This is a genomic window from Pantoea jilinensis (genome assembly GCF_019104105.1).
Lineage (GTDB): Bacteria > Pseudomonadota > Gammaproteobacteria > Enterobacterales > Enterobacteriaceae > Pantoea > Pantoea eucalypti.
In genome coordinates this window covers 796,703-819,472 of sequence record NZ_CP077746.1, presented here as the reverse complement: position 1 = coordinate 819,472, position 22,770 = coordinate 796,703, and the positions used below count along the sequence as shown (strand labels likewise).

Genomic DNA, 22,770 nt, shown 5'->3' with positions numbered 1-22,770 from the left:
TGAAAAGGTGAAACAAGGCGTGTTGTAGCAGACTGGAAAGCGCATTGCAGAGAATATGCCCCATCAGCAGACAGTGGCAAAAAAGAACGAGCGGTGCCGCAGATTTGCCGGTTTGCAGGCAAAAAAAAGCCCCGGCGAGGTTGCCAGGGCGTTATTTTCTATCTATCGCAAATCAGACAGCGACAGGGGCTTTGATCGCAGGATGGGGATCGTAGCCTTCAATCTCGAAATCGTCGAACTGATAATCAAACAGTGATGCCGGTTTGCGTTTGATAACAAGTTTTGGCAGCGGACGTGGCTCACGAGTCAGCTGCAGACGCGCCTGTTCCAGATGGTTGCTGTAGAGGTGCGTATCACCGCCGGTCCAGACGAAATCGCCCACCTGCAGATCGCACTGCTGCGCCACCATATGCACCAGCAGCGCATAGCTGGCAATGTTAAACGGCAGGCCCAGGAAGATATCGCACGAGCGCTGATAAAGCTGGCAGGAGAGCTTGCCGTCCGCCACGTAGAACTGGAAGAACGCGTGGCAGGGAGCCAGCGCCATCTCACTGAGTTCACCGACGTTCCAGGCTGACACGATAATCCGGCGAGAGTCAGGATCGCGCTTTAGCTGCTCCATCACCTGACTTAACTGGTCAATTTCCTGACCGCTGACTGTTCCCCAGCTACGCCACTGCTTACCATAGACCGGGCCGAGATCGCCGTTCTCATCCGCCCACTCATCCCAGATTGAGACCTTGTTTTCCCTGAGATAAGCGATGTTGGTGTCACCTTTCAGAAACCACAGCAGCTCATGAATAATGGAGCGGATATGGCATTTTTTGGTGGTGACCAGCGGAAAACCATCCTGCAGATTGAAACGCATCTGGTGGCCAAAAATTGAAAGCGTACCGGTGCCGGTACGGTCAGCTTTTGGTGTGCCTTCGTGCAGCACATGTTGCATTAAATCCAGATACTGTTTCATTTTTCCTCGCGAAATTGTGGCTGCGGGCGACGACGATACGCCCAGATCATCATAATAATACCGGCAACAATCATTGGCACAGAGAGGATCTGTCCCATACTGATTCCGCCTTCAAACAGGCCAAGCTGGGCATCCGGCTGGCGGAAGAACTCAACGATAATACGGAAAGCGCCGTAACCAATCAGGAACAGGCCAGAGACGCTACCCATCGGGCGTGGCTTACGGATAAACAGGTTCAGGATGATGAACAGCACCACGCCTTCCAGCGCCAGTTCATAGAGCTGGGAAGGATGACGCGGCAGTACGCCATAGGTGTTGAGCAGCGCCTGATATTGTGGATTGGTGGCGGCCAGCGCGACATCTTCGCTGCGGGAGCCCGGGAACAGCATAGCGTAACGGAAGCCCGGATCGACACGGCCCCAGAGCTCGCCGTTAATGAAGTTACCGAGACGACCAGCACCCAGACCAAACGGGATCAGCGGCGCAATGAAATCAGCAACCTGGAAGAAATGTCGTTTGGTACGGCGGGCAAAGACCAGCATCACCACAATCACCCCGATCAGGCCACCGTGGAACGACATGCCGCCATCCCAGACTTTAAACAGATAGAGTGGATTTTCCAGAAACAGCGGTAAGTTGTAGAAAAGCACATAGCCGATACGTCCGCCCAGGAATACACCCAGGAAACCTGCATAAAGCAGATTCTCAACTTCCTCTTTTTTCCAGCCGCTGCCAGGCTGATTGGCACGACGTACAGCCAGCCACATGGCGAAAACAAAGCCCACCAGATACATCAGACCGTACCAGTGAAGCGAAACCGGTCCGAGCGAGAAGATCACTGGATCGAACTGCGGAAATGCAATATAGCCGTTATTCATCATTCACCGTCTATTTTTCAACCCTGAAAAGGGGCGTTGTCAGGCACATAAATTAAGGCTGCGCATAATAGCACAGCCGGTTTTCTGAATTGTCTTGCAAATGTAAAGGCGGATAACGCGCAAAGCCTGAGCCGGTGTGGTACTAACGACCACCGCGAATCAGCCCGCCTAATCCACGCCGCTCCATAAAGGCCGAGACCAGATGGCGCACTTCCGTGGCGGTGTCGGCCTTCATCCCCTGCTCGCTGAGCTTCTGCGCTTCTTCGTGATCCAGATGGCGCAGCAGGTATTTAACGCGCGGTACGTTTTTACCGTTCATGCTGAGATGGTGATACCCCAGGCCAACCAGCAGTGCGACACACATCGGATCGCCCGCCATTTCACCACACAGGCACAATTCCAGATTGGCCAGGCGGGCTTCCTGTGCAATCGCATTCAGCGCGCGCAGCATCGCCGGATGCAGCGAGTCATAAAGGTTTGCAACACGGGTGTTATTGCGGTCCACCGCCAGCAGATACTGCGTCAGGTCGTTGGTGCCGACCGAGACAAAATCGACGCGTGACGCCAGATGCGGGATCATAAACAGCATCGACGGCACTTCGATCATGATCCCGATACGCGGTCTGGGAATCGGGAAGCCCAGCATCTCTTCCACTTCGCGACCGGCGCGATCGATCAGCTCTTTTGCATCATCGATTTCGTCGATATGACTGATCATCGGCAGCAGAATACTGAGGTTGCCCGAGGCGGCGTTGGCGCGCAGCATTGCGCGTACCTGCACCAGGAAGATTTCCGGCTGATCCAGCGTCAGGCGAATGCCGCGCCAGCCCAGGCAGGGGTTCTCTTCACTGATCGGCATGTAAGGCAGCTGTTTATCGGCACCCACATCCAGCGTTCGCAGCGTCACTGGCTTGTTGCGAAACAGCTGCAACATACCCTGATACTGAGCCACCTGCTCCTCTTCCGACGGGAAGCCATTCTGCAGCATAAACGGGATTTCGGTGCGGTAGAGACCGATGCCATCCACCCAGTCGCCCACCGTCTGCTCATGTTCCGGGCTTAAGCCAGCGTTGAGCATCACCTGCACGCGCTCGCCACTTTTCAGCTCACCCGGCTGATCGACCACGCCTTCCGCCATTTTGCTCAGCGCGTTCTCTTCGCTGATCAGCCGCTGATACTCCTGGACCAGCACTGGCTCAGGATCGATCAGCAGCTCACCGCGATAACCGTCGACGATCAGCAGGCGTTTGTTGAGCTGATGAGGCTGGATGTCAGCGCCCATGACTGTCGGGATCCCCATCGCGCGGGTCAGGATCGCCGCATGGGAGTTGGCTGCACCGTCACGCACCACTACGCCCGCCAGCCGCTCCTGCGGCAGCTCAGCTAAGGTCGTGGCGGTCAGCTCATCGGCCACCAGCACAAAGCGTTCCGGCCAGGCATTGGTGCCGACCAGGGTGTCATCGAGGTGGAACAGCAGGCGCTGGCCCAGCACCCGCAGATCGCCTGCACGTTCACGCAGGTAGTTGTCAGTCAGGCTGGCGAACTGTTCAGCAAACTTCTCGATCACCTGTTTCACCGCCCATTCCGCGACCGATCCGCGCTCGATCTCATCGAACAGATCTTTCTTCAGACGGGCATCGGTTAACAGGTGAGAGTAGAGATCGAAAATGGCCGCGCTCTCTTTTTGTGCGCTGGCGCTGAAACGTTTGCTGAAACGGCGAAATTCATTGGTTGCTTCGCTCATGGCGAGCGACAGACGCTCACGTTCACGATGAACATCCAGCGCTGAGGCGGCTGAGACCTGATCAAGCAGTGGCTGCGTCTCATCGACCCAGCCTGGTGCTACCGCCACGCCAGGCGCTGCCGCAATCGCACGCACCCGGGTCTGTCGGAACTGGCCAAACAGTTGGCCCATTTGAGATTGCGACAGCAAAGCCGCCATCTGCGTAGCCAGCGTGACCAGAAATGACTCTTCGCTTTCATCAAACTGACGGTGTTCGCGCTGCTGCACCACCAGCACGCCAAGGAGCTGGCGGCGGCTGATAACAGGCACACCGAGGAAGGAGCGATAGCGCTCCTCTTTCACTGCGGGGATATATTTGAAGCTGGGATGGCTTTGGGCGTCAGCAAGGTTAATCGGTTCGGCCAGACGGCCCACTAAACCGACGATACCCTCGTCGAAAGCCAGCGTTACGGTGCGGCCACGCGGTTTTTTGAGTCCGCGCGTCGCCATCAGGTAATAGCAGCGACGGTCCTGGTCGGCGAGGTAAACGGAACAGACTTCCGTATCCATCGCCAGACAGATCTCATTGACCAGGATGTCGAGTGCTTCATTGAGACGCGGCGCACTCGCCACTTTTTCTACAATTTCACGCAACTGAGTGAGCATAAAGGGCGTGGCCTATCCTCTCTTACGACGATGGGCAGGATTATTTCGCTGCCCCGCACTCTCCTGCATAGACATCACCACGCCAGCGAATTCCTTCATCACCCGACGATAAACATCGCGCTTGAAGGAGACAACCTGACGCACCGGATACCAGAAGCTGACCCAGCGCCAGCCATCAAATTCAGGCGTGCTGCTGCGCTGCACATTGATATCCGCGTCATTACACATTAACTGCAGAAGAAACCACTTTTGTTTCTGGCCGATACATACCGGCTTTGTGTCCCAACGCACCAAACGTTTTGGCAACTTGTAACGTAACCAGTTGCGGGTAGAGGCAAGTATTCGAACATCTTTCCGATGCAATCCGACTTCTTCGAACAGTTCGCGATACATCGCCTGTTCTGCGGTTTCACCGGGATTGATGCCTCCCTGAGGAAATTGCCAGGAGTGCTGTCCAAAGCGCCTGGCCCATAACACTTGTCCCTGCCGGTTACAGATTACGATACCAACATTCGGGCGGTAGCCATCATCATCGATCACCGGACTACCTCAAAGCAAAATTTGAATGGGCTGATTGTTTCACACTCCTTACAGGCGGTAAACCACTGGATTCATGGGGTATCAGACCATCAAATGCGGGATAACTCACAGAAAACGGCAAAGTTATAAACAAACAGCGTGAAAAAGATCAATCTTATTCACTTTTTCTGTGGATAGCTTTGTGCAGAACGCGGGAGTTAACTGAATAACATTTTCACTGCTCGCAGAATGACTCAAAAGAATCAACAACGCATAATTATGATATTTAATGAAAATAAATCATTCTGGCTCTCCCTGAGACTTTCCTAAACTGCCAATATTCTCGCGAAAACTGACAATTGATTAAAAGATAACCACACTCTTTTTTATCCACAGATAATCGCTCAGGATTAGGTCAGAGCGGCGAAATTATGCTCAGACAAAGAAAAGTCAAGGCTGTAAATGGAACCAGTACCGCACCAATACGGGGGTTATCCCATTTTTCTGTGGATAACCGGGATGGAGATCCTGTTCATTGTTGCGCGTAAGCTGGGATAACAATGCCTGCCTGATGATGGCGCAAGGGTTATCCGTTAAAAAAAGTGCGATCTATCATGTTATTATCGATCCCTGATGCGGTGAATTTTAGTGAAAGGATTTCCTCACCCGCAACTGTATAAATTTTAATCATTGCGAGTTATCAACATGAGTTACCTGCCAGGACCACCTGACGATGAAGCCAGCCTGCTGGCGCGTGCGCAGGATTTAGCCGGCTTAACACTGGAAACGCTGGCCGCTCGCGCCGGGCTGCCCATGCCTGCGGATCTTAAACGTGATAAAGGCTGGGTCGGCATGCTGCTGGAGTTACATCTTGGTGCCAGCGCGGGCAGCAAAGCGGAACAGGACTTTGCCCATCTGGGTATCGAACTGAAAACCATCCCGATTGATGCGCAGGGAAAACCGCTGGAAACCACCTTTGTCTGCGTCGCCCCGCTGACCGGCAACAGCGGCGTCACCTGGCTCACCAGTCATGTGCGCCATAAACTGGCGCGGGTGTTGTGGATTCCGGTTGAAGGCGGGCGTGAGATTCCGCTGCGGGAACGTCGTGTGGGCGCGCCGCTGTTATGGAGCCCGGATGCAGAAGAAGATGAGATGCTGCGTCAGGACTGGGAAGAGTTGATGGATATGATTGTACTGGGACGCGTTGAGCAGATTACCGCACGACATGGCGCCTGGTTGCAAATCCGCCCGAAAGCCGCCAACAGTAAGGCGCTGACAGAAGGTATTGGCGATCAGGGCCAGCCAATTATGACCTTACCGCGCGGCTTCTACCTTAAAAAAAGCTTCACCGGGCCACTGCTGGCGCGGCATTTTTTCTTATGAATCGCGCCACTCGCGCTGGCTAATCGCAATTTTGTGGGAGTTCGGTGAATTGAATGCGTATAATCGCCGTTTACTTTTCGTTTAGGATTGAATGTCGGTATGTTTGAGTGGATTTCTGATCCCAACGCCTGGCTGGCGCTGGGCACCCTGACCATCCTTGAGGTGGTGCTGGGTATTGATAACATCATTTTCCTGTCGCTGGTGGTCGCTAAACTGCCAAAACACCAGCAAGCCAGCGCACGTCGCATTGGTCTGATGGGCGCGATGCTGATGCGTCTTGGCCTGCTGGCCTCTATTGCGTGGGTTGCCCGTCTGACTAATCCGCTGTTTACGCTGATGGATCATGCGTTTTCGGCGCGCGATCTGATTCTGCTGTTTGGTGGACTGTTTCTGCTGTGGAAATCGAGCATGGAAATCCATGAAACGATCGAAGGCAGTGAAGGCGAACATAACACCCGCGTTCATTCGTTCCTCGGCGCGATTGTACAGATTATGATGCTCGACATTATTTTCAGTCTCGACTCTGTTATCACCGCTATCGGCCTCTCCGATCATCTGTTCATTATGATGGCAGCCGTCGTCATTGCGGTGCTGATGATGATGTTCGCCGCGCGCGCCATTGGTGAGTTTGTTGAACGCCATCCGTCGGTGAAAATGCTGGCCCTCTCCTTCCTGATTCTGGTCGGTTTTACCCTGATTCTGGAGAGTTTTGCGGTCCATGTACCAAAAGGTTACATTTATTTCGCGATGTTCTTCTCGATGGCGGTTGAGTGTCTTAACCTGATGCGCAGTAAGAAAAAGCACGCCTGATAAAGTCAAGGGCGAGCCTGCTCGCCCGGTTACTTTCAGATTTCTGCGATTAACCCTGCCGGCAAAAACATTTATTACTACACTGTTTGCACGTGACCATTTGTGAGGATAAGGCGTGATGAAAGGGTTGGCAGGAGTAGCACTGGTGATGGTAACCGCAGCATTCTTAAGTGGATGCAGTTCTGATTATGTCATGGCGACTAAAGATGGTCGTATGATTATGACCGAAGGTAAGCCAAGCATTGATAAAGAGACCGGTCTGGTTGAGTACACGGATCAGACGGGTCACATGGTGCAGATTAACAGCGATGAGGTTTCAACAATCATTGAACGTTAAGTGCCCTGTTTAATCGCCTGCCATCAATTCCCCGCTGGCAGGCGATTTCCCCGACTTTTCCCCCTTCCTTCCCCGCCATTGCTCGCGCTATAGTCCCTGAGAACACAACATTCCATTCCATAAAGAAAAGGAAGCTGGCAATGCACTATCATCGTATTCCTCACAGCACGCTGGAAGTGAGTCAGCTGGGATTGGGTACCATGACGTTTGGCGAACAGAACAGCGAAGCCGACGCCCATGCTCAACTGGATTTAGCACTCCGTTCCGGCATCAACTTTATTGATACTGCCGAGATGTATCCGGTGCCACCGCGCCCGGAAACCCAGGGTCTGACCGAACAATATATTGGCAGCTGGCTCAAACAGCGCGGCAGCCGCGACAAAATCATTCTGGCCAGTAAAGTCGCCGGACCGTCGCGCGGCAATGATGCGTCCATTCGCCCTGATATGGCGCTGGACCGTAAAAATATCCGCGCCGCGCTTGATGCCAGTCTGAAGCGCCTGAATACCGACTACCTTGATCTTTACCAGCTGCACTGGCCTCAGCGTCAGACCAACTTTTTTGGCAAGCTTGGCTATCAATACAGCGAAACTACCGCACAGGTCACACTGCTGGAGACGCTGGAAGCGCTGGCCGAACAGGTGCGCGCCGGTAAGATTCGTTATATTGGCGTGTCGAATGAAACGGCATGGGGCGTGATGCGTTATCTGCAACTGGCAGAGAAGCATGAGCTGCCGCGCATTGTCAGCATTCAGAACCCCTACAGCCTGCTGAACCGCAGCTTTGAAGTGGGTCTGGCCGAAATCAGCCAGCATGAAGGCGTGGAGCTGCTGGCCTATTCCAGCCTGGCGTTTGGTACGCTAAGTGGCAAATACCTGAATGGCGCGCAGCCTGCGGGCGCACGTAACACGTTGTTCAGCCGCTTTACCCGCTACAGCGGCGAGCAGTCACAGCAGGCCGTTGCAGAATATGTGGCGTTAGCGCAACAGCATCAGATTGACCCATCGCAGATGGCTTTAGCCTATGTGCGTCAGCAGCCGTTTGTGGCCAGCACACTGCTGGGTGCCACCACGCTTGAACAGCTGCAGATTAATATCGACAGTTTCAATCTGACCTTAAATGCCGAGATTCTGGAAGGCATTGAGGCGATTCATCGTCGCTATACCTATCCGGCGCCATAAGTGCGTCTTTGCCAGCTGCCGCCCTGGCGGCTGGCCTCTTTTACAGGTCGCGATAATAGAGTTTTACTGGTTTATCCGGATACTCCAGCGCCTCTCCCTGGGGCAGCCAGCCAGACCGTTCGTAGTAGCCCCCAAACGTTGACCATAACCACAACCGTGGATAGCCACGCGCCTGTGCATAAGTCATCACATGCTGCTGCAGCGCCTCGCTGACACCTTTGCCGCGCGACGACTCATCAACATAGAGCGCCGCCAGCCACGGGAAAAGATCCTGACGGCTGATCAGGTCGCAGCGCCAGAATCCTACAGTGCCGACCGCCCTGCCCGCCTCCAGAGCGACAAAGGTTACGGGGAAGTCAGCACCGTTCAGGCTGCTGTTCACCACACTGGCAAAGAACGCGTGGCTACTGGCTTCACCAAATGCGCGCCACTGCCAGTCAATAATCTGATCGGCAAACTGTGGGGCATCACTGAGCGAGACAATCTCAATCACATCAGTTTCCCCTGAAAGATCGGGACTGAATCAAACAGGTAGCCATCAAAATCAGGCGCATCGGCGTCGGAAAGCTCCAGCAGCGTATTTTTGACATTCTCAAGGTGCTGCCAGGTCGACTGCCAGGCCCCCATCACATCGCGCCGACGCAGAGCAGCCAGGATAGTCTGGTGATCGCCGAGCCACTTCAGGCGATAGGCGCGGGTTTCAAACTGCGGGCGCAGCTGCTGCCAGAGCGGGCTGCTGTCGTGATGCCGCCAGATACTGGTAACGGTATCGAGCAGCATCTGATTCTGACTCGCACCCGCCAGCAGCAGATGAAACAATTTGTCGTTGTCCTGACTGCTGTCGTTGGCGGCGATGGCACGTTGCTCCTGTTCCAGCGTACGTCGCAGATTTTCAATGTCCGCTTTAGTCGCCATTTTTGCGGCAAAGGCGGCAATATTGCTCTCCAGCAACTGACGCGCCTGTAGCATTTCAAACGGGCCTACGTCGCTGCGGAAAAAGGCCTCTTCTTCATCATCACTGGCGGAAGGAATACGCATTACATAGACGCCGGAGCTCTGACGGATATCCACCGTACCTTCCAGCTCAAGCATCAATAATGCCTCGCGCACGATGGTCCGGCTGACGCCCCAGGTTTCAGCCAGCTGACGTTCAGGCGGCAGGCGCGATCCCACCGGATAGTGTCCGTCACTGATCTGCTGACGCAGGTGCTGACCAATTTCCTGGTACTGCTTTTTTTCTTGCGGCGCTTCGGCTTTGTCCACACTTTTACCCTTTGCAATCAACGTGCTAACGGCATTGCCGCCGTTCCCTGCGCGACAATGCCCGCGAACCGGAGAGGCTGGCTCGCAAACTGGGGCTCAGTGTATCAAAGCCAGCGCCTGATCGAGTACCTTTGCACCATTCAGCGTGCCGTAAGCAACCGTATCGATTACCGCGATAGGTAACTGATAGCTGTCAGTGAGTTTTCTGTTCTCCTCCAGTTTGAAGCGCACCTGAGGCCCGAGCAGCACCACCGCCACCTCGCTGCCGTAGTTTTGCAGCTCTTCACGCAGGTTTTGCTCCGGAATAGCGTAGATCTGAAATGCCAGTCCGCGAGCGGCGACCTCTTTTTCCATCCGCGTGACCACCATTGAGGTCGACATGCCCGCAGCACAGGCCAGAACAATTCGTTTCATGCTCGTTTCCTCGCGTTATTTCGGCTCATCATCAAGCCACAGGGTAAATTGCTGCGTGTCACGCAGCGTACGGAACCAATGGGCAGATTTCTTCATACGGCGCTGACGGTGCTTATCTAAGTCGATTTCGATCAGACCATAGCGGTTTTTAAAGGCATTCATTGGTGAGACGTTGTCGGTAAACGCCCACAGCATGTAGCCCTGACAGTTAATGCCCGCCTGGCTGGCGCGTATCGCCTGATGCAGGTGTTCGCTGATAAACGCGATACGGTAATCGTCCTGAATTTCCCCACCGGCATCTTTGAATTGGGTTTCGTTCTCAATGCCCATACCGCTTTCCGCCACAAACCACGGGATATTGCCGTACTCATCGCGCATTCGTTGTGCCATATCCCAGATAATTTCAGGCTGAATTTCCCAGCCGCGCGAACGATTCATCCGCCGCCCAGGCAGTTCAAAGTGTTCGTAATACCAGGCAGGATGAAAGGGTGTCTCGGGATGCCAGGCGCGGGACGGCGCCTTAACGCGATGGGGATAGTAGAGATTAAGGCCGACCTCATCGACGGTATTGGCAGCAATAATCGCCAGCTCTTCCGGCGTGGTTTCCCACTCAATCTGATGCTTATCAAGCAGCGCCAGCAGCTCCGCCGGATACTCGCCTTTAATCGCGGGGTCGAGAAACACCCGGTTGTAGAACAGGTCATAAATATGCGCCGCCTTCTGGTCGTGCGGGGCGGATGATCGCGGATAGGTGACCTCCGGGTTAAGAATGGTACCAATGCGACCGGCATAGCCACGCTTGCGGAAAAGCTGCACTGCCCGGGCAGTCGCGAGATTTTTATGGTGGTTCCACTGCATCCATTTATGCGTGTTCTGCTCATAAGGCCAGCGCAGCGCGTCGAGATAGACGCGGGTCTGCACCACAATGGGCTCATTAAACACAAACCAGCGTGTGACCCGACCGGCATAACGTTTAAAAACCTGTTCGACATAACGAATAAACAGTTCAACCACATGCTTTGACTGCCAGCCTCCATATTGCTCAAGCAGCAAGGCTGGCAGCTCGTAATGCTCCAGACAGAGCATCAGTTCAATGCCCTGACGCTGCATTTCATCAATCAGCCTGTCATAGTAAGCGGCATATTCCTCATCGACCGTGGCGGTTTCATAATCAATCAGGAAACGCGACCAGTTAATGGAAGTCCGGTAGTGGGTCAGCCCGCTGGCCTTCATTAGCGCCACATCTTCACTAAAGCGATTGATAAAGTCAGTGGCAACCGCCGGGCCATAGCCGTTGTGCCAGACGTGACGATCCTGCTGATACCAGGCGTCAGGCCAGGAGTCCTGGCCCGGCTTTTTTCCGCTCCAGCCTTCCGTCTGCCAGGCGGAGGCAGCAGCCCCCAGAATGAAATTCTCAGGTATGTGGACAGTCTGACGACTCATAACACCTCCGTTCGGTTGGGGTTCAGCTCAGGTTGCAGGCTCTTTGCTTCCGCTGCATCCGCGCGGCGGGCTGCGACTTTCACAAAGGGCAGATAGATGAGTACTGACACCAGAATGCAGACGATCTGCGTCACCACTGCGCCCATCGATCCAGCCGTTGAAAGCCAGGCATTGATAATCGGAGGCGTGGTCCAGGGCACCATCACCACGGCTTTCCCGGCAAAGCCCATCACCGTCGCGAAGTAGCCAATAGAACCTGTCACCAGCGGTGTGATGATGAAAGGGATAGCCAGAATCGGGTTAAGCATAATCGGCATACCAAATATAACCGGCTCGTTGATATTGAAAATGCCGGGCCCGAACGACAGCTTGGCGATTTCACGCATCTCTTTGCGCCGCGTCGCCAGCATCACGGCGGTGAGCAGCCCGATGGTCAGGCCGGAACCGCCGATGCTCATATAAACATCCCAGAACGGCATCGTGATGATGTTCGGCGCCTCTTTTCCCTGCTCAAAAGCGGTCATGTTGACCAGAATTGCGCCCAGCAACAGTGGCTCACGAATCGGTTTCACCATCTGGTTGCCGTGAATACCAATCACCCAGAACAGCTGGGCAACGAACATCAGAATCAGAATGCCCCACAGACTCTGCACCACCGACTCCAGCGGCTGCTGCACCACCTGGTATACCGCGTCGTAGAGGTACATGCCGGTAACGCGATGGAAGATAAAGCCAAAGGTCGCTACCAGCGTCACAGTAATAATTGAGGGGATAAGCGCAGAGAATGAGGCGGCCACATTGGGCGGCACAGTGTCGGGCATTTTGATTTTCAGCCGCTCAACCTGTTCAAGGCGGCAGTAGATCTCTACCGACAGAATGGCGATAAACATGCCGAGAAACAGGCTCTTGGTATCGGAGAATTGTTTGGCCAGCACATCGGTGACCAGATGCATCTGCCCATCGACCATCATCTGTAAGGTGGTCGGCGTTACGGATACAAAGCAGATGATTGCCAGCAGACCGGGAAACAGCGTTTTTATACCGTTGATGCGCCCAAGCTCAATACCAATCAGGAACACCGCACCAATGTTAAGAAAGCTGAGCGTGGCGTAATTGATACTGCTGGTGATGGGCTTGAGGTCAGCTAAGAAAGCCAGAGCGGCAAAGCTGGCAAGGCCATTTTTGCTGTCCAGCACCATGTTAGAAATCAATACCGAGAAGGCGCCAACAATGATTACCGGCATCAGGGTAATGAACGAGGCTTTAATCGCCATGATATAGCGATAACTGTTAAAGCGGGTGGCGAAGCTGCCCAGGGAATCGATAAGGCGGTCCTGTAAAGACATGATCAATCCTCAGAGATGTAAGATCGGTAGTCCTGTAATCATCATGATCTTCCTTGTTAGTGGCATACCAAAATGACGAATATCATCAGTTTTTTCTGTGACGAACTTCCCGGAAACGTTTTTTGGCATTCCGGTATGATTAAATTCGCCAATTTGGCATACCAGTAGCGGAGGCGTTATGGATTACGAACAGACTATGATGGACTTACTGATCAATGCGGGAGAAGCACGCTCGTCGGCGATGATGGCGATTCAGTGCGCGCGCAAACGCGACTGGGCCGGGGCTGATGCCGGGCTGGCAGCCTCTGATACTGCGGCAAAAGCGGCACATAAAATCCAGACCGCGTTGATTGGCGCAGACGAAGGAAGCGGAAAATTACCGGTCACGCTGATTCTGGTACATGCGCAGGATCACCTGATGAATGCCATGCTGTGTCGCGAGCTGGCAGAGGAATTGATCATGCTGCGCAAAGAGATCTATGGCTGACAGGCGGCGGCCTCGCCGCCCGAGTGAGGTGATTAGCTGATTTCCAGCGCCAGTAATGACTCAATCGTCTGCGCGCGGCGGATTTCGCGCGGCTGGCCCTGCTCAAACAGCACTTCCGGGATCAGCGGACGGCTGTTGTAGTTAGAAGACATGGATGCGCCGTATGCGCCGGTGTCGTGGAACACCAGATAATCGCCCACTTTCGCCGCCGGGATGGCGCGCGGTTCGACCATGCCGCCCTCCAGCTGAGTAAAGACATCGCCTGATTCGCACAGCGGACCGGCAACCACTGTGTCGATCGTCTGCTGCTCATCAATGGCCCGCTCATCGCCCGCCATCAGCGAGATATGGTGATAGCTGCCATACATGGATGGGCGCATCAGATCATTGAAGCCGGCATCGACCAGCACGAAGTGACGGCTGCCCATCGACTTCACCGCCCGAACCTGCGACACCAGCACGCCCGCTTCGGCCACCAGGAAACGGCCCGGTTCGATCTCCAGTTTGACCGCGTGCCCCAGATGCTGAGCAATGCGCTGCCGGGCTGCATCCCACAGGCCGAAATAGTGCCCGGTATCGATCGCCTCTTCGCCGTAGCGATAAGGAATAGAAAGTCCACCGCCCGCAGAGATCGCCGTCAGATCCTGACCCGATGCCATTACCAGTTCCACCATCGCATCACAGACGTGTTGCAGATGCGCATAATCGACGCCTGAGCCGATATGCATGTGAATGCCCACCAGGTTCAGGCCGTGCTGTTTAATGGCCGCCAGCGCCTCGGCTAAGTCACCGTGCCAGATACCGTGCTTGCTGTTTTCGCCACCAGTATTGGTTTTCTGACTGTGGCCGTGACCAAAACCAGGGTTGACCCGTAGCCATACCGCGTGTCCCGGTGACACCGCACCGAGTTGATGCAGCATATCGATCGAACCGGCATTCACCGGCACCTTTAACGCAGTCACCCGCTCAAGTGTCGGTTGATCGAACAGATCAGCGGTAAAGACGATCTCATCACCACCAGGCTGATAACCGGCGGCCAGCGCACGTTCGATCTCACCCAGCGATACCGAGTCCACTTTCACGCCCGCCGCGCGCATCAGGCGCAGGATATGCGTATTAGAGCAGGCTTTCTGCGCAAAGCGCACCACATCAAAGGCCTGCAGCTGAGCAATACGCGCCTGAATAATCTGCGCATCATAGGCCCAGAACGGTCCACTATAACGACGTGCCAGTGGCAGCAGGTTAGTGGCGTTGAGTGCGGTTTCGGTATTCTGTAAGGAACGTGGCATAACAATTCTCCTGTGGCGTTAACCGCATTAAGCCAGATTCGTGTCATAGCGAAAAATATCTGTTTTAATAGCATCTATGCAGAATTGATATGGATAAACGGCGTGGCAAACATTAACTGGCGGCATATCGAAATTTTTCATGCGGTGATGACCAGCGGCAATCTGACGCAGGCCGCCACGCTGCTGCACACCTCACAGCCTACCGTGAGCCGGGAGCTGGCACGTCTGGAGCAGCAACTGGGATTAGAGCTGTTCGGGCGGGTACGCGGTCGCCTGCAGCCGACGGTGCAAGGGTTGCGTCTGTTTGAAGAGGTTCAGCGCTCCTGGTATGGCCTGGACCGCATCTTGGAAGCGGCAGAAGGCCTGCGCCAGTTTCGTCAGGGCGAGCTGTCGATCGCCTGTCTGCCCGTTTTTTCGCAGTCGCTGCTGCCGCCGCTGTGTCAGCCCTTTTTACAGCGTTACCCGGATGTGAGTCTGAATGTGATTCCGCTGGAGTCGCCGCTGCTGGAGGAGTGGCTGTCGGCGCAGCGCTACGATATCGGCTTAACCGAAACCCAGCACGCGCCGGCCGGAACTGACCGCCTCGCCCTGCTGACCTGCGATGAAGTGTGCGTGTTGCCGCAGAATCACCCCTTAAGTCAGCGTGAGGTGCTGACGCCGCACGACTTTGCGGGTGAAAAGTATGTGAGCCTGTCGCGCAGCGACAGCTATCGTCAGCTGCTGGATGCGCTGTTTCAGGAGCAGGGAGTGGAACGGCGGCTGGTGATGGAGACACACAGCGCCGCTTCGGTATGCGCAATGGTCAGGGCGGGCGTGGGGATTTCGATTGTGAATCCGCTGACGGCGCTGGATTACGCCGACAGCGGTGTGGTGATGCGTAAGTTCAGCGTGGCAGTTCCGTTTACCGTCAGCCTGGTGAGACCGCAGCACCGCCCTGCGTCGGCGCTGGTGGATGCCTTTGTCAGCCATCTGCAGCAGCAGGTGGCTGACTTTCCGGCGCGAATCGCCGCCCGCCTGGCTTAAGCGCGAACCCTGGCGACCGCGCTGCCCGATTTACGGAAGGTAATCAGGCAGACCAGCAGACCGACAGCGGCCAGCGCAGCCGCAGCAACCGGCACCGCCGTCAGGCCAAAACCACGGCCAATCACTGCGCCACCAACCCAGGCACCCAGCGCATTACCGACGTTAAACGCCGAAATGTTAAGGGTTGAGACCAGGTTCGGTGCTTCTTTGCCGTGACGCACGACGTTAATTTGCAGACCCGGCACCGTCGCAAAGGTTGCCATCGCCCAGAGGAACAGGGTGATCTCTGCCAGCCACAGCGCATGGCTGGTCCAGCTGAACAGCAGCGAGAAGATGGCAATCAGTGAGAAGCTGAGGATCAGGCTGAAGGAGACTTTCCAATCAGCCAGTTTTCCACCAAGGATGTTACCGACCGTCAGACCCGCGCCAATCAGGAACAGCGTCCAGCTGACGCCGCGGTCGCTGATGCCCGTCACCTCTAACAGCAGTGGCGCAATGTAGCTGAACAGCGCAAACATTGCCGCCGCAAAGAATACCGTCATCAGCAGCGACAGCCACAGTTTCCCGTTGGCCAGTGCGCCAATTTCACTCGCCAGATGAACCGGTTTTTCCTGTTTATTGTTGGGCAGACTGACGATCAGGGCGATAAACGCCAGCACGCCGATCACCGCCACGCCCCAGAATGTCGCTCGCCAGCCAAACATCTGTCCGAAACTGGTTCCCAGCGGCACGCCCAGCACGTTAGCTAAGGTCAGCCCTGTAAACATCAGTGCCACAGCCGAAGCCTGACGCCCGGCAGGCACCAGACTGGCGGCGACAACCGCGCCAATCCCGAAGAAGGCACCATGACAGAGTGCGGTAACGATTCTGGCCAGCATCAGCAGGTTGTAGTTGTAAGCCAGCGCACACAGCAGGTTGCCGACAATAAAGATCACCATCAGCAGAATCAGCGTTTTTTTACGCGGTAGTCTGGCGGTCAGCAACGCCATTATCGGCGCACCAATTGCTACCCCCAGCGCATAGCCGCTGATTAGCCAGCCCGCCGACGGAATCGACACCTGAAGGTCACGCGCCACCTCCGGCAGCAATCCCATAATGACAAACTCGGTGGTTCCGATGGCAAACGCACTTAACGCCAGCGCCATTAATGCTACAGGCATAACACTCTCCCGGTTTCATTTGCAGGTGAACCGCGCGGACACGCAGCCCCTCGACGCTTATTAATTTTGATCTGCGTCACAGTGAGTATTACAGCATAGCGCTGGTGCACGACATAGCCTGTATGCAGCAAAGGATTATTGCTGAGGCCGCAATAATCGTGTCGCTGTGCCTGTCGCAACTTTCTTTCTCTGCCTGCGGACCCTACCTGAAAGACCCTCGCGAACCCGGGTCAGGTTGTCATTCTCCGTGAACCGATTACGCTTTTTAGTGCGTATTTAATTAATAAATCCTTAACGTTGCCGATATATCCCTAATGAATTGCCAGGTGATGTAATCAACTGCTGACGCAGGGAGAGAGAATGCAACGACTCATAGCCTTAATGGTTTTAGGCTTAACCGGCTGCTCGGTGGGGCATTATGAGTACAGTAAAGAAGCGGAAAAACGCGTTGATATGACCGTGACCGGCATTCCTACCGTGCTGGGGTTAGGCACGCTGGGTACTACCATCCCGCTGACGCCGGAGTACAGCCTGACCGCTGCGCACGTGGCGAAGTTCTCTCTTTACCGGGTTAAAGCCTGGCATCCGCAATGCGATCTGGCCGTGGTCTACCATAAAAACAGCGAAATGAATCTGCCACCCAGCTTTCGCAACAGCCATATTGGCGACCAGGTGAATCTCTATGGCTACAGTTTTATTTCGGCCATGCCGGTCAGCTCCAGCGGACAGAACCTGATTAATACCACGCTGGCGAACAGCTGGAATAAGCCGGACTGTGTTGTAGTCGCGGCGAATGCGGGTGTGGTGAAAGGGATGTCAGGCGGTGCGGTTTATAACGCCTCTGATGATACGCTGGCGGGTGTGATTATTGGCTACAGCAATAACATCAATGACAATGTCAGCGGTAAGACACTCTATAAAAACGTTGCGCTCTATGTGCCCTATTCCCGCTTTCAGAGCTGGTTGAATCAGGCGATTAAGTCCTGATGTTTGCTGAATGGACAGTGGTAAAAAAGGCCGGAACTTCCGGCCTTTTTCGTGCTGACAACGCCGAATCAGAGTGCATCTGACAGCAACGGATAAAGTAAGCGCGCAGGGAATACGGTCAGATCGGAAAGACGCAAAAGCCGTCATCCATGACCGCTCGGCCCGCGCCATCCCTGGCGCGGGACGCTTTCCTTTTCTGACCGTATTCCCTGAGCAGGCTCGATCTCATAGCGAACCGGGCCATACTCTTTCAGCAGACATAAAAAAGGCCGGTATACCCGGCCTTTTCTGAGAACAGTCAGACTTACTTGCTACCTGGACGCAGTGCCGGGAACAGAATCACATCGCGGATCGTGTGGCTGTTAGTAAACAGCATCACCATACGGTCAATCCCGATACCCAGACCGGCGGTTGGCGGCAGGCCATGTTCCAGCGCGGTAACATAGTCTTCGTCGTAGAACATCGCTTCGTCGTCACCGGCATCTTTGGCATTCACCTGCTGCAGGAAACGCTCAGCCTGATCTTCCGCATCATTAAGCTCGGAGAAGCCGTTACCGATTTCACGACCGCCAATGAAGAACTCAAAGCGATCGGTGATTTCCGGGTTCTCGTCGTTACGACGGGCGAGTGGCGAGACTTCAGCCGGATATTCAGTGATGAAGGTTGGCTGAATCAGATGCGCTTCAGCCGTCTCTTCGAAGATCTCGGTCACGACGCGGCCCAGACCCCAGCTCTTCTCCACTTTGATATGCAGGGATTGTGCAATCGCCACCGCTTTATCAAAGTCTTCCAGATCGGCCAGATCCGTTTCCGGACGGTATTTCTTGATCGCTTCACGCATGGTCAGTTTTTCAAACGGCTTGCCGAAATCAAACTCCTGCTCGCCGTAAGGCACGACCGTGCTGCCTAACACATCCTGCGCCAGAGTACGGAACAGGCTTTCGGTCAGTTCGATCAGATCTTTGTAATCCGCATAGGCCATATAGAGTTCCATCATGGTGAACTCTGGGTTATGACGTGGCGAAATACCTTCGTTACGGAAGTTACGGTTGATCTCGAACACGCGGTCGAAGCCACCCACCACCAGACGCTTCAGGTAAAGCTCTGGTGCAATGCGCAGATACATGTCGATATCCAGCGCATTGTGATGGGTGATGAACGGACGCGCGGACGCGCCGCCCGGGATCACCTGCATCATCGGGGTTTCCACTTCCATAAAGTCGCGGCCTACCATGAACTGGCGAATGCCGGCCATGATCTGCGAACGAATTTTGAAGGTGTTGCGTGACTCTTCGTTGGCGATCAGATCAAGGTAACGCTGACGGTAACGGGTTTCCTGATCGGCCAGGCCGTGGAATTTGTCCGGCAGCGGGCGCAGGGCTTTGGTCAGCAGGCGCAGTTCTGAACAGTGAATCGACAGTTCGCCGGTCTTGGTTCTGAACAGTTTGCCACGCGCACCCAGGATATCGCCGAGGTCCCATTTCTTGAACTGCTCGTTGTAGATGCCTTCAGCCAGATCGTCACGAGAGACGTAAAGCTGAATCCGGCCGCCCACATCCTGCAGAGTAACGAAAGAGGCTTTACCCATGATACGGCGGGTCATCATGCGTCCGGCGACGCTGACCTCAATATCCAGCGCTTCCAGCTCTTCATTGCTCTTCTCGCCATAGCTTTCCAGCAACTGGTTTGAAAGGCTGTCACGACGGAAGTCGTTGGGAAACGCCAGACCGTTGGCACGCAGCGCACTCAGCTTTTCGCGGCGCGTTTTCAGTTCGTTATTTAACTCAACGGCGGCATCAGCGCTCTGCGGTTGTTGTTCAGACATGTCTATAACCCTGCTTTTAAACTTGCTTCAATGAATCGATCCAGATCGCCGTCCAGCACCGCCTGGGTGTTACGCGTCTCTACGCCGGTGCGCAGATCTTTGATGCGTGCATCATCGAGAACGTAAGAACGGATCTGACTTCCCCAGCCAATGTCGGACTTGTTGTCCTCCAGCGCCTGTTTCTCAGCATTTTTCTTCTGCATCTCAAGCTCGTACAGCTTCGCTTTCATCTGCTTCATCGCCTGATCTTTGTTCTTATGCTGAGAACGGTCATTCTGACACTGGGTGACAGTACCGGTTGGAATATGGGTAATACGTACCGCAGATTCCGTCCGGTTAACGTGCTGGCCGCCCGCACCCGACGCACGATAAACGTCAATGCGCAGATCGGCTGGGTTGATGTCGATATCAATATCGTCATCCACTTCCGGGTAGATAAAGGCAGAGCTGAATGAGGTGTGACGACGGCCGCCTGAGTCAAACGGGCTCTTACGCACCAGGCGATGCACGCCGGTTTCGGTGCGTAACCAGCCAAAAGCGTAGTCGCCTGACACGCGAATAGTGACAGACTTGATGCCTGCAACTTCACCTTCAGACTCTTCAATAATTTCAGTTTTGAAGCCTTTCGCTTCGGCCCAACGCAGATACATACGCATCAGCATGCTGGCCCAGTCCTGCGCTTCGGTGCCGCCGGAACCCGCCTGCAGATCGATATAGCAGTCGGCGCTGTCATACTCGCCAGAGAACATGCGGCGGAATTCCAGTTCGCCCAGCTTGCCCTCAAGGACGTCCAGCTCGGCAACCGCTTCGTCGAAAGTCTCTTCGTCTTCCGCTTCTACAGCCAGTTCAAGCAGACCCTGCACATCTTCCAGGCCCTGCGACATCTGATCCAGCGTCTGCACGATCGCTTCCAGCGAGGAGCGCTCTTTGCCCAGCGCCTGAGCGCGCTCAGGTTCGTTCCAGACATCGGGCTGTTCCAGCTCGGCGTTTACTTCTTCGAGGCGTTCTTTCTTGGCATCGTAGTCAAAGATACCCCCGAAGAACGTCGCTGCGCTCACTGAGGTCCTGAATACGGTTTTTGACCGGGTTAATTTCAAACATGGCTTTGGCGTCTTTCTTATGTTCGATGGGACAGGAAAATTAACGCACAAGTTTACCCGAAACTGGCGGCAGATTGTAGCGCTGAGACAGCGGGCTGATGCCGGGGTTGCTTGACGTGTCGCATTTGCTTATCGGATCGCGGTGACATCCTCACGCGCAGCAGAATAACGCAGAAAACAATCGGGCGGTCGCGCATCTGCCGTAACCGGAGACGCGCGCACCCTGTTTAACTCAGTTCAGCGGCCAGATATGGTCGATGATCAGCTGCACCGAGCGGTTACCACGATACTCATTGATATCCAGCTTATAGGCCAGCTCAACCTGACGAATGCTGCTGTCGGGCCACAGCGTGGTATCGACATTAAAGGCGATACCGTCGAGCAGCGGACCGCCGTCCAGCGGCTCGACCATGACTTTAAGGTGTCGCTCGCCCACCAGCCGCTGTTGCAGCAGCTTAAATTTGCCGTCAAAAGCGGGTTCCGGGAACGCCTGGCCCCAGGGCCCGGCTTCGCGCAACATCTCGGCGGTCTGCAGGGAAAACTCCTGCGGCTGTAACGCGCCATCTGACCAGATGATGCCCTGCAGCGATTCGCCCTCCAGCCACTCACCGACCAGATCGGCAAAGCGCTGACGAAACTCCTCGTAGCGTGCGGTCTCCAGCGATAAGCCGGCTGCCATGGCGTGACCGCCAAACTTTAGCATCATACCAGGATTCAGGGTATCCAGACGCTCCAGCGCATCGCGCAGATGCAGTCCGGCAATTGAGCGGCCCGACCCCTTCAGCGTGCCGTCGCCTGCTGGCGCAAAGGCAATCACGGGACGATGGAAGCGCTCTTTAAGACGTGACGCCAGAATCCCCACCACGCCCTGATGCCATTCGGGATGATAGAAGGCCAGCCCCAGCGGCAGATCGCGCTGCTCGCGCTCCAGCGCCTGACACAGCGCCAGCGCTTCGCTCTGCATGCCCTGCTCGATCTCTTTACGCGTCTGATTCAGCGCGTCCAGTTCGCTGGCCAGCATCCGCGCCTGGCTGAGATCGTCGGTCATTAACAGCGCAACGCCCACCGACATATCGTCGAGCCGGCCTGCGGCGTTGAGTCGTGGTCCCAGCGCAAAGCCGAGATCGCTGGCCGCAAGCTGACGGGCATCGCGATTAGCAATCTCCAGCAGCGCGCGGATGCCTGGCCGGCATTTTCCGGCACGGATGCGGCTGAGCCCCTGCCACACCAGAATGCGGTTATTGACGTCGAGCGGCACCACATCGGCTACCGTGCCAAGCGCGACCAGATCCAGCATCTCCGCCAGATTCGGTTCCGTGCGGGTGGTGCCAAACCATCCCTTAGTGCGCAGATGGGCACGCAGCGCCAGCATCAGATAGAACGCGACGCCCACGCCCGCCAGCGCGCGCGAGGGAAAGTTGCAGTCCGGCAGATTGGGATTCACGATCGCCTCAGCGGCGGGTAAGGTCTCGCCGGGCAGATGGTGGTCGGTAATCAGCACCGGAATCCCGTGCTGATGAGCAAAATCAACGCCAGCGTGGGAGGAGATGCCGTTATCGACGGTCAGGATCATCGCCGCGCCGCGCGCACGCGCCTGCTCAACCACTTCCGGGCTAAGGCCATAACCATCTTCAAAGCGGTTAGGGACCAGATACTGCACGTTGCCGCCGCCCATGCTGCGCAGCGCCATGACAGTCAGCGCGGTACTGGTCGCGCCATCGGCATCAAAGTCGCCCACCACCATAATGCGACGCCCATCCAGCAGCGCCTGATGCAGCAGTTCCACTGCACTCTCAATTCCGCTTAAAGACTGGTAAGGCAGCAGGTTTTTCGCACCGCGCTCCAGCTCTGCGGCGTCACGCACGCCGCGTTGCAGATAGAGCCGCTTCAGCAACGGCGGCAGCGTGGCCGGTAGCGCATCGTCAACCGTCACCTCACGGCGACGCAGTTCCACTTCCTGTTTTACCAC

General features: G+C 55.3%; 21 protein-coding genes. 7 read left to right on the top strand and 14 right to left on the bottom strand.

The window, feature by feature from the left end; genetic code table 11:
• Positions 1-172 precede the first annotated feature (172 nt).
• From thyA to rppH, 4 genes are all read right to left on the bottom strand, one after another.
• Positions 173-967 (bottom strand): thymidylate synthase, encoded by a 795-nt coding sequence (gene thyA / locus KTJ90_RS03915; RefSeq protein WP_499025948.1) that lies wholly within the window; start codon positions 965-967, stop codon positions 173-175.
• Positions 964-1,845, bottom strand: a complete 882-nt coding sequence (lgt, locus tag KTJ90_RS03910; RefSeq protein WP_003853950.1) for a prolipoprotein diacylglyceryl transferase — start codon at positions 1,843-1,845, stop codon at positions 964-966. The genes thyA and lgt overlap by 4 nt, the downstream gene beginning before the upstream one ends.
• A gap of 142 nt (positions 1,846-1,987) precedes the next feature.
• Positions 1,988-4,234 (bottom strand): phosphoenolpyruvate--protein phosphotransferase, encoded by a 2,247-nt coding sequence (gene ptsP, locus KTJ90_RS03905; RefSeq protein WP_499025947.1) that lies wholly within the window; start codon positions 4,232-4,234, stop codon positions 1,988-1,990.
• A 12-nt stretch (positions 4,235-4,246) separates the two neighbouring features.
• Positions 4,247-4,774, bottom strand: a complete 528-nt coding sequence (rppH, locus tag KTJ90_RS03900) for an RNA pyrophosphohydrolase (protein WP_003853952.1) — start codon at positions 4,772-4,774, stop codon at positions 4,247-4,249.
• Between the two features lie 684 nt (positions 4,775-5,458).
• Here rppH and mutH point away from each other — a divergent pair.
• The 4 genes from mutH to KTJ90_RS03880 all read left to right on the top strand — a co-directional run bounded on the left by mutH (position 5,459) and on the right by KTJ90_RS03880 (position 8,464).
• Positions 5,459-6,136, top strand: a complete 678-nt coding sequence (gene mutH / locus KTJ90_RS03895) for a DNA mismatch repair protein MutH (RefSeq protein WP_499025946.1) — start codon at positions 5,459-5,461, stop codon at positions 6,134-6,136.
• A 99-nt stretch (positions 6,137-6,235) separates the two neighbouring features.
• Positions 6,236-6,946 (top strand): TerC family protein, encoded by a 711-nt coding sequence (locus KTJ90_RS03890; protein WP_003853954.1) that lies wholly within the window; start codon positions 6,236-6,238, stop codon positions 6,944-6,946.
• Positions 6,947-7,064: 118 nt separating this feature from the next.
• Positions 7,065-7,283 carry a YgdI/YgdR family lipoprotein gene (locus KTJ90_RS03885; protein WP_003853956.1) on the top strand — a complete coding sequence of 73 codons (219 nt, stop codon included), beginning with the start codon at positions 7,065-7,067 and terminating at the stop codon, positions 7,281-7,283.
• A gap of 140 nt (positions 7,284-7,423) precedes the next feature.
• Entirely contained in the window at positions 7,424-8,464 is a 1,041-nt protein-coding gene (locus tag KTJ90_RS03880) for an NADP(H)-dependent aldo-keto reductase (protein ID WP_003853957.1), read from the top strand.
• 40 nt (positions 8,465-8,504) lie between these two features.
• On the opposite strand, the gene KTJ90_RS03875 is transcribed toward KTJ90_RS03880, so the two are convergent.
• The 5 genes from KTJ90_RS03875 to KTJ90_RS03855 form a co-directional block, all read right to left on the bottom strand.
• On the bottom strand, positions 8,505-8,957 hold the full coding sequence (locus KTJ90_RS03875) for a GNAT family N-acetyltransferase (RefSeq protein ID WP_039660750.1): 453 nt from the start codon (positions 8,955-8,957) through the stop codon (positions 8,505-8,507).
• Positions 8,954-9,727, bottom strand: coding sequence for an FCD domain-containing protein (locus KTJ90_RS03870; RefSeq protein ID WP_003853961.1), 774 nt, complete (start codon positions 9,725-9,727; stop codon positions 8,954-8,956). The genes KTJ90_RS03875 and KTJ90_RS03870 overlap by 4 nt, the downstream gene beginning before the upstream one ends.
• Positions 9,728-9,823: 96 nt before the next feature.
• Entirely contained in the window at positions 9,824-10,141 is a 318-nt protein-coding gene (locus KTJ90_RS03865; RefSeq protein WP_003853964.1) for a PTS sugar transporter subunit IIB, read from the bottom strand.
• A gap of 15 nt (positions 10,142-10,156) precedes the next feature.
• Positions 10,157-11,584 carry a glycoside hydrolase family 1 protein gene (locus KTJ90_RS03860; protein ID WP_039660749.1) on the bottom strand — a complete coding sequence of 476 codons (1,428 nt, stop codon included), beginning with the start codon at positions 11,582-11,584 and terminating at the stop codon, positions 10,157-10,159.
• On the bottom strand, positions 11,581-12,930 hold the full coding sequence (locus KTJ90_RS03855) for a PTS sugar transporter subunit IIC (protein ID WP_003853969.1): 1,350 nt from the start codon (positions 12,928-12,930) through the stop codon (positions 11,581-11,583). The genes KTJ90_RS03860 and KTJ90_RS03855 overlap by 4 nt, the downstream gene beginning before the upstream one ends.
• 178 nt (positions 12,931-13,108) lie before the next feature.
• Here KTJ90_RS03855 and KTJ90_RS03850 point away from each other — a divergent pair, with 178 nt between their 5' ends.
• On the top strand, positions 13,109-13,417 hold the full coding sequence (locus KTJ90_RS03850) for a PTS lactose/cellobiose transporter subunit IIA (RefSeq protein WP_499025944.1): 309 nt from the start codon (positions 13,109-13,111) through the stop codon (positions 13,415-13,417).
• A 32-nt stretch (positions 13,418-13,449) separates the two neighbouring features.
• Here KTJ90_RS03850 and lysA read toward each other — a convergent pair whose 3' ends face one another.
• Entirely contained in the window at positions 13,450-14,706 is a 1,257-nt protein-coding gene (gene lysA, locus KTJ90_RS03845; protein ID WP_499025943.1) for a type III PLP-dependent enzyme domain-containing protein, read from the bottom strand.
• A gap of 102 nt (positions 14,707-14,808) precedes the next feature.
• Between lysA and KTJ90_RS03840 the strand changes: the two genes are divergently transcribed.
• Complete coding sequence (locus KTJ90_RS03840; protein ID WP_499025941.1) at positions 14,809-15,729, top strand: LysR family transcriptional regulator; 921 nt, start codon at positions 14,809-14,811, stop codon at positions 15,727-15,729.
• Here the strand turns inward: KTJ90_RS03840 and KTJ90_RS03835 are convergent.
• The gene (locus tag KTJ90_RS03835) at positions 15,726-16,889 is read right to left on the bottom strand and encodes an MFS transporter (protein WP_192378110.1); all 1,164 of its coding nucleotides are present in this window, start codon (positions 16,887-16,889) and stop codon (positions 15,726-15,728) included. The two genes, KTJ90_RS03840 and KTJ90_RS03835, sit on opposite strands and share 4 nt — an antisense overlap.
• A 360-nt stretch (positions 16,890-17,249) precedes the next feature.
• On the opposite strand from KTJ90_RS03835, the gene KTJ90_RS03830 reads away from it, so the two are divergent.
• Positions 17,250-17,876 carry a serine protease gene (locus KTJ90_RS03830; protein WP_105099879.1) on the top strand — a complete coding sequence of 209 codons (627 nt, stop codon included), beginning with the start codon at positions 17,250-17,252 and terminating at the stop codon, positions 17,874-17,876.
• 304 nt (positions 17,877-18,180) lie between these two features.
• Here the strand turns inward: KTJ90_RS03830 and lysS are convergent, their stop codons facing one another.
• The 3 genes from lysS to recJ all read right to left on the bottom strand — a co-directional run bounded on the left by lysS (position 18,181) and on the right by recJ (position 22,770).
• On the bottom strand, positions 18,181-19,701 hold the full coding sequence (gene lysS / locus KTJ90_RS03825) for a lysine--tRNA ligase (RefSeq protein ID WP_003852896.1): 1,521 nt from the start codon (positions 19,699-19,701) through the stop codon (positions 18,181-18,183).
• Positions 19,702-19,703: 2 nt separating this feature from the next.
• Positions 19,704-20,802 (bottom strand): peptide chain release factor 2 gene (gene prfB / locus KTJ90_RS03820; RefSeq protein WP_099257461.1). Its coding sequence is split into 2 segments (ribosomal slippage): positions 19,704-20,726 and positions 20,728-20,802, totalling 1,098 coding nucleotides; the frame shifts between segments, so codons are not numbered across the junction.
• A 231-nt stretch (positions 20,803-21,033) separates the two neighbouring features.
• A complete protein-coding gene (gene recJ / locus KTJ90_RS03815; protein WP_140034081.1) occupies positions 21,034-22,770 on the bottom strand; it encodes a single-stranded-DNA-specific exonuclease RecJ in 1,737 nt (578 codons plus the stop codon).

What these genes read in the sequence shown, in the direction of transcription:
- ptsP (WP_499025947.1), bottom strand. Translation starts at nt 4,234, where the DNA reads ATGCTCACTCAGTTGCGTGAAATTGTAGAAAAAGTGGCGAGTGCGCCG.
- mutH (WP_499025946.1), top strand. Translation starts at nt 5,459, where the DNA reads ATGAGTTACCTGCCAGGACCACCTGACGATGAAGCCAGCCTGCTGGCG.
- KTJ90_RS03885 (WP_003853956.1), top strand. Translation starts at nt 7,065, where the DNA reads ATGAAAGGGTTGGCAGGAGTAGCACTGGTGATGGTAACCGCAGCATTC.
- thyA (WP_499025948.1), bottom strand. Translation starts at nt 967, where the DNA reads ATGAAACAGTATCTGGATTTAATGCAACATGTGCTGCACGAAGGCACA.
- KTJ90_RS03850 (WP_499025944.1), top strand. Translation starts at nt 13,109, where the DNA reads ATGGATTACGAACAGACTATGATGGACTTACTGATCAATGCGGGAGAA.
- lysA (WP_499025943.1), bottom strand. Translation starts at nt 14,706, where the DNA reads ATGCCACGTTCCTTACAGAATACCGAAACCGCACTCAACGCCACTAAC.
- lysS (WP_003852896.1), bottom strand. Translation starts at nt 19,701, where the DNA reads ATGTCTGAACAACAACCGCAGAGCGCTGATGCCGCCGTTGAGTTAAAT.
- KTJ90_RS03890 (WP_003853954.1), top strand. Translation starts at nt 6,236, where the DNA reads ATGTTTGAGTGGATTTCTGATCCCAACGCCTGGCTGGCGCTGGGCACC.
- KTJ90_RS03855 (WP_003853969.1), bottom strand. Translation starts at nt 12,930, where the DNA reads ATGTCTTTACAGGACCGCCTTATCGATTCCCTGGGCAGCTTCGCCACC.
- lgt (WP_003853950.1), bottom strand. Translation starts at nt 1,845, where the DNA reads ATGAATAACGGCTATATTGCATTTCCGCAGTTCGATCCAGTGATCTTC.
- KTJ90_RS03835 (WP_192378110.1), bottom strand. Translation starts at nt 16,889, where the DNA reads ATGCCTGTAGCATTAATGGCGCTGGCGTTAAGTGCGTTTGCCATCGGA.
- KTJ90_RS03865 (WP_003853964.1), bottom strand. Translation starts at nt 10,141, where the DNA reads ATGAAACGAATTGTTCTGGCCTGTGCTGCGGGCATGTCGACCTCAATG.
- KTJ90_RS03860 (WP_039660749.1), bottom strand. Translation starts at nt 11,584, where the DNA reads ATGAGTCGTCAGACTGTCCACATACCTGAGAATTTCATTCTGGGGGCT.
- KTJ90_RS03830 (WP_105099879.1), top strand. Translation starts at nt 17,250, where the DNA reads ATGCAACGACTCATAGCCTTAATGGTTTTAGGCTTAACCGGCTGCTCG.
- KTJ90_RS03880 (WP_003853957.1), top strand. Translation starts at nt 7,424, where the DNA reads ATGCACTATCATCGTATTCCTCACAGCACGCTGGAAGTGAGTCAGCTG.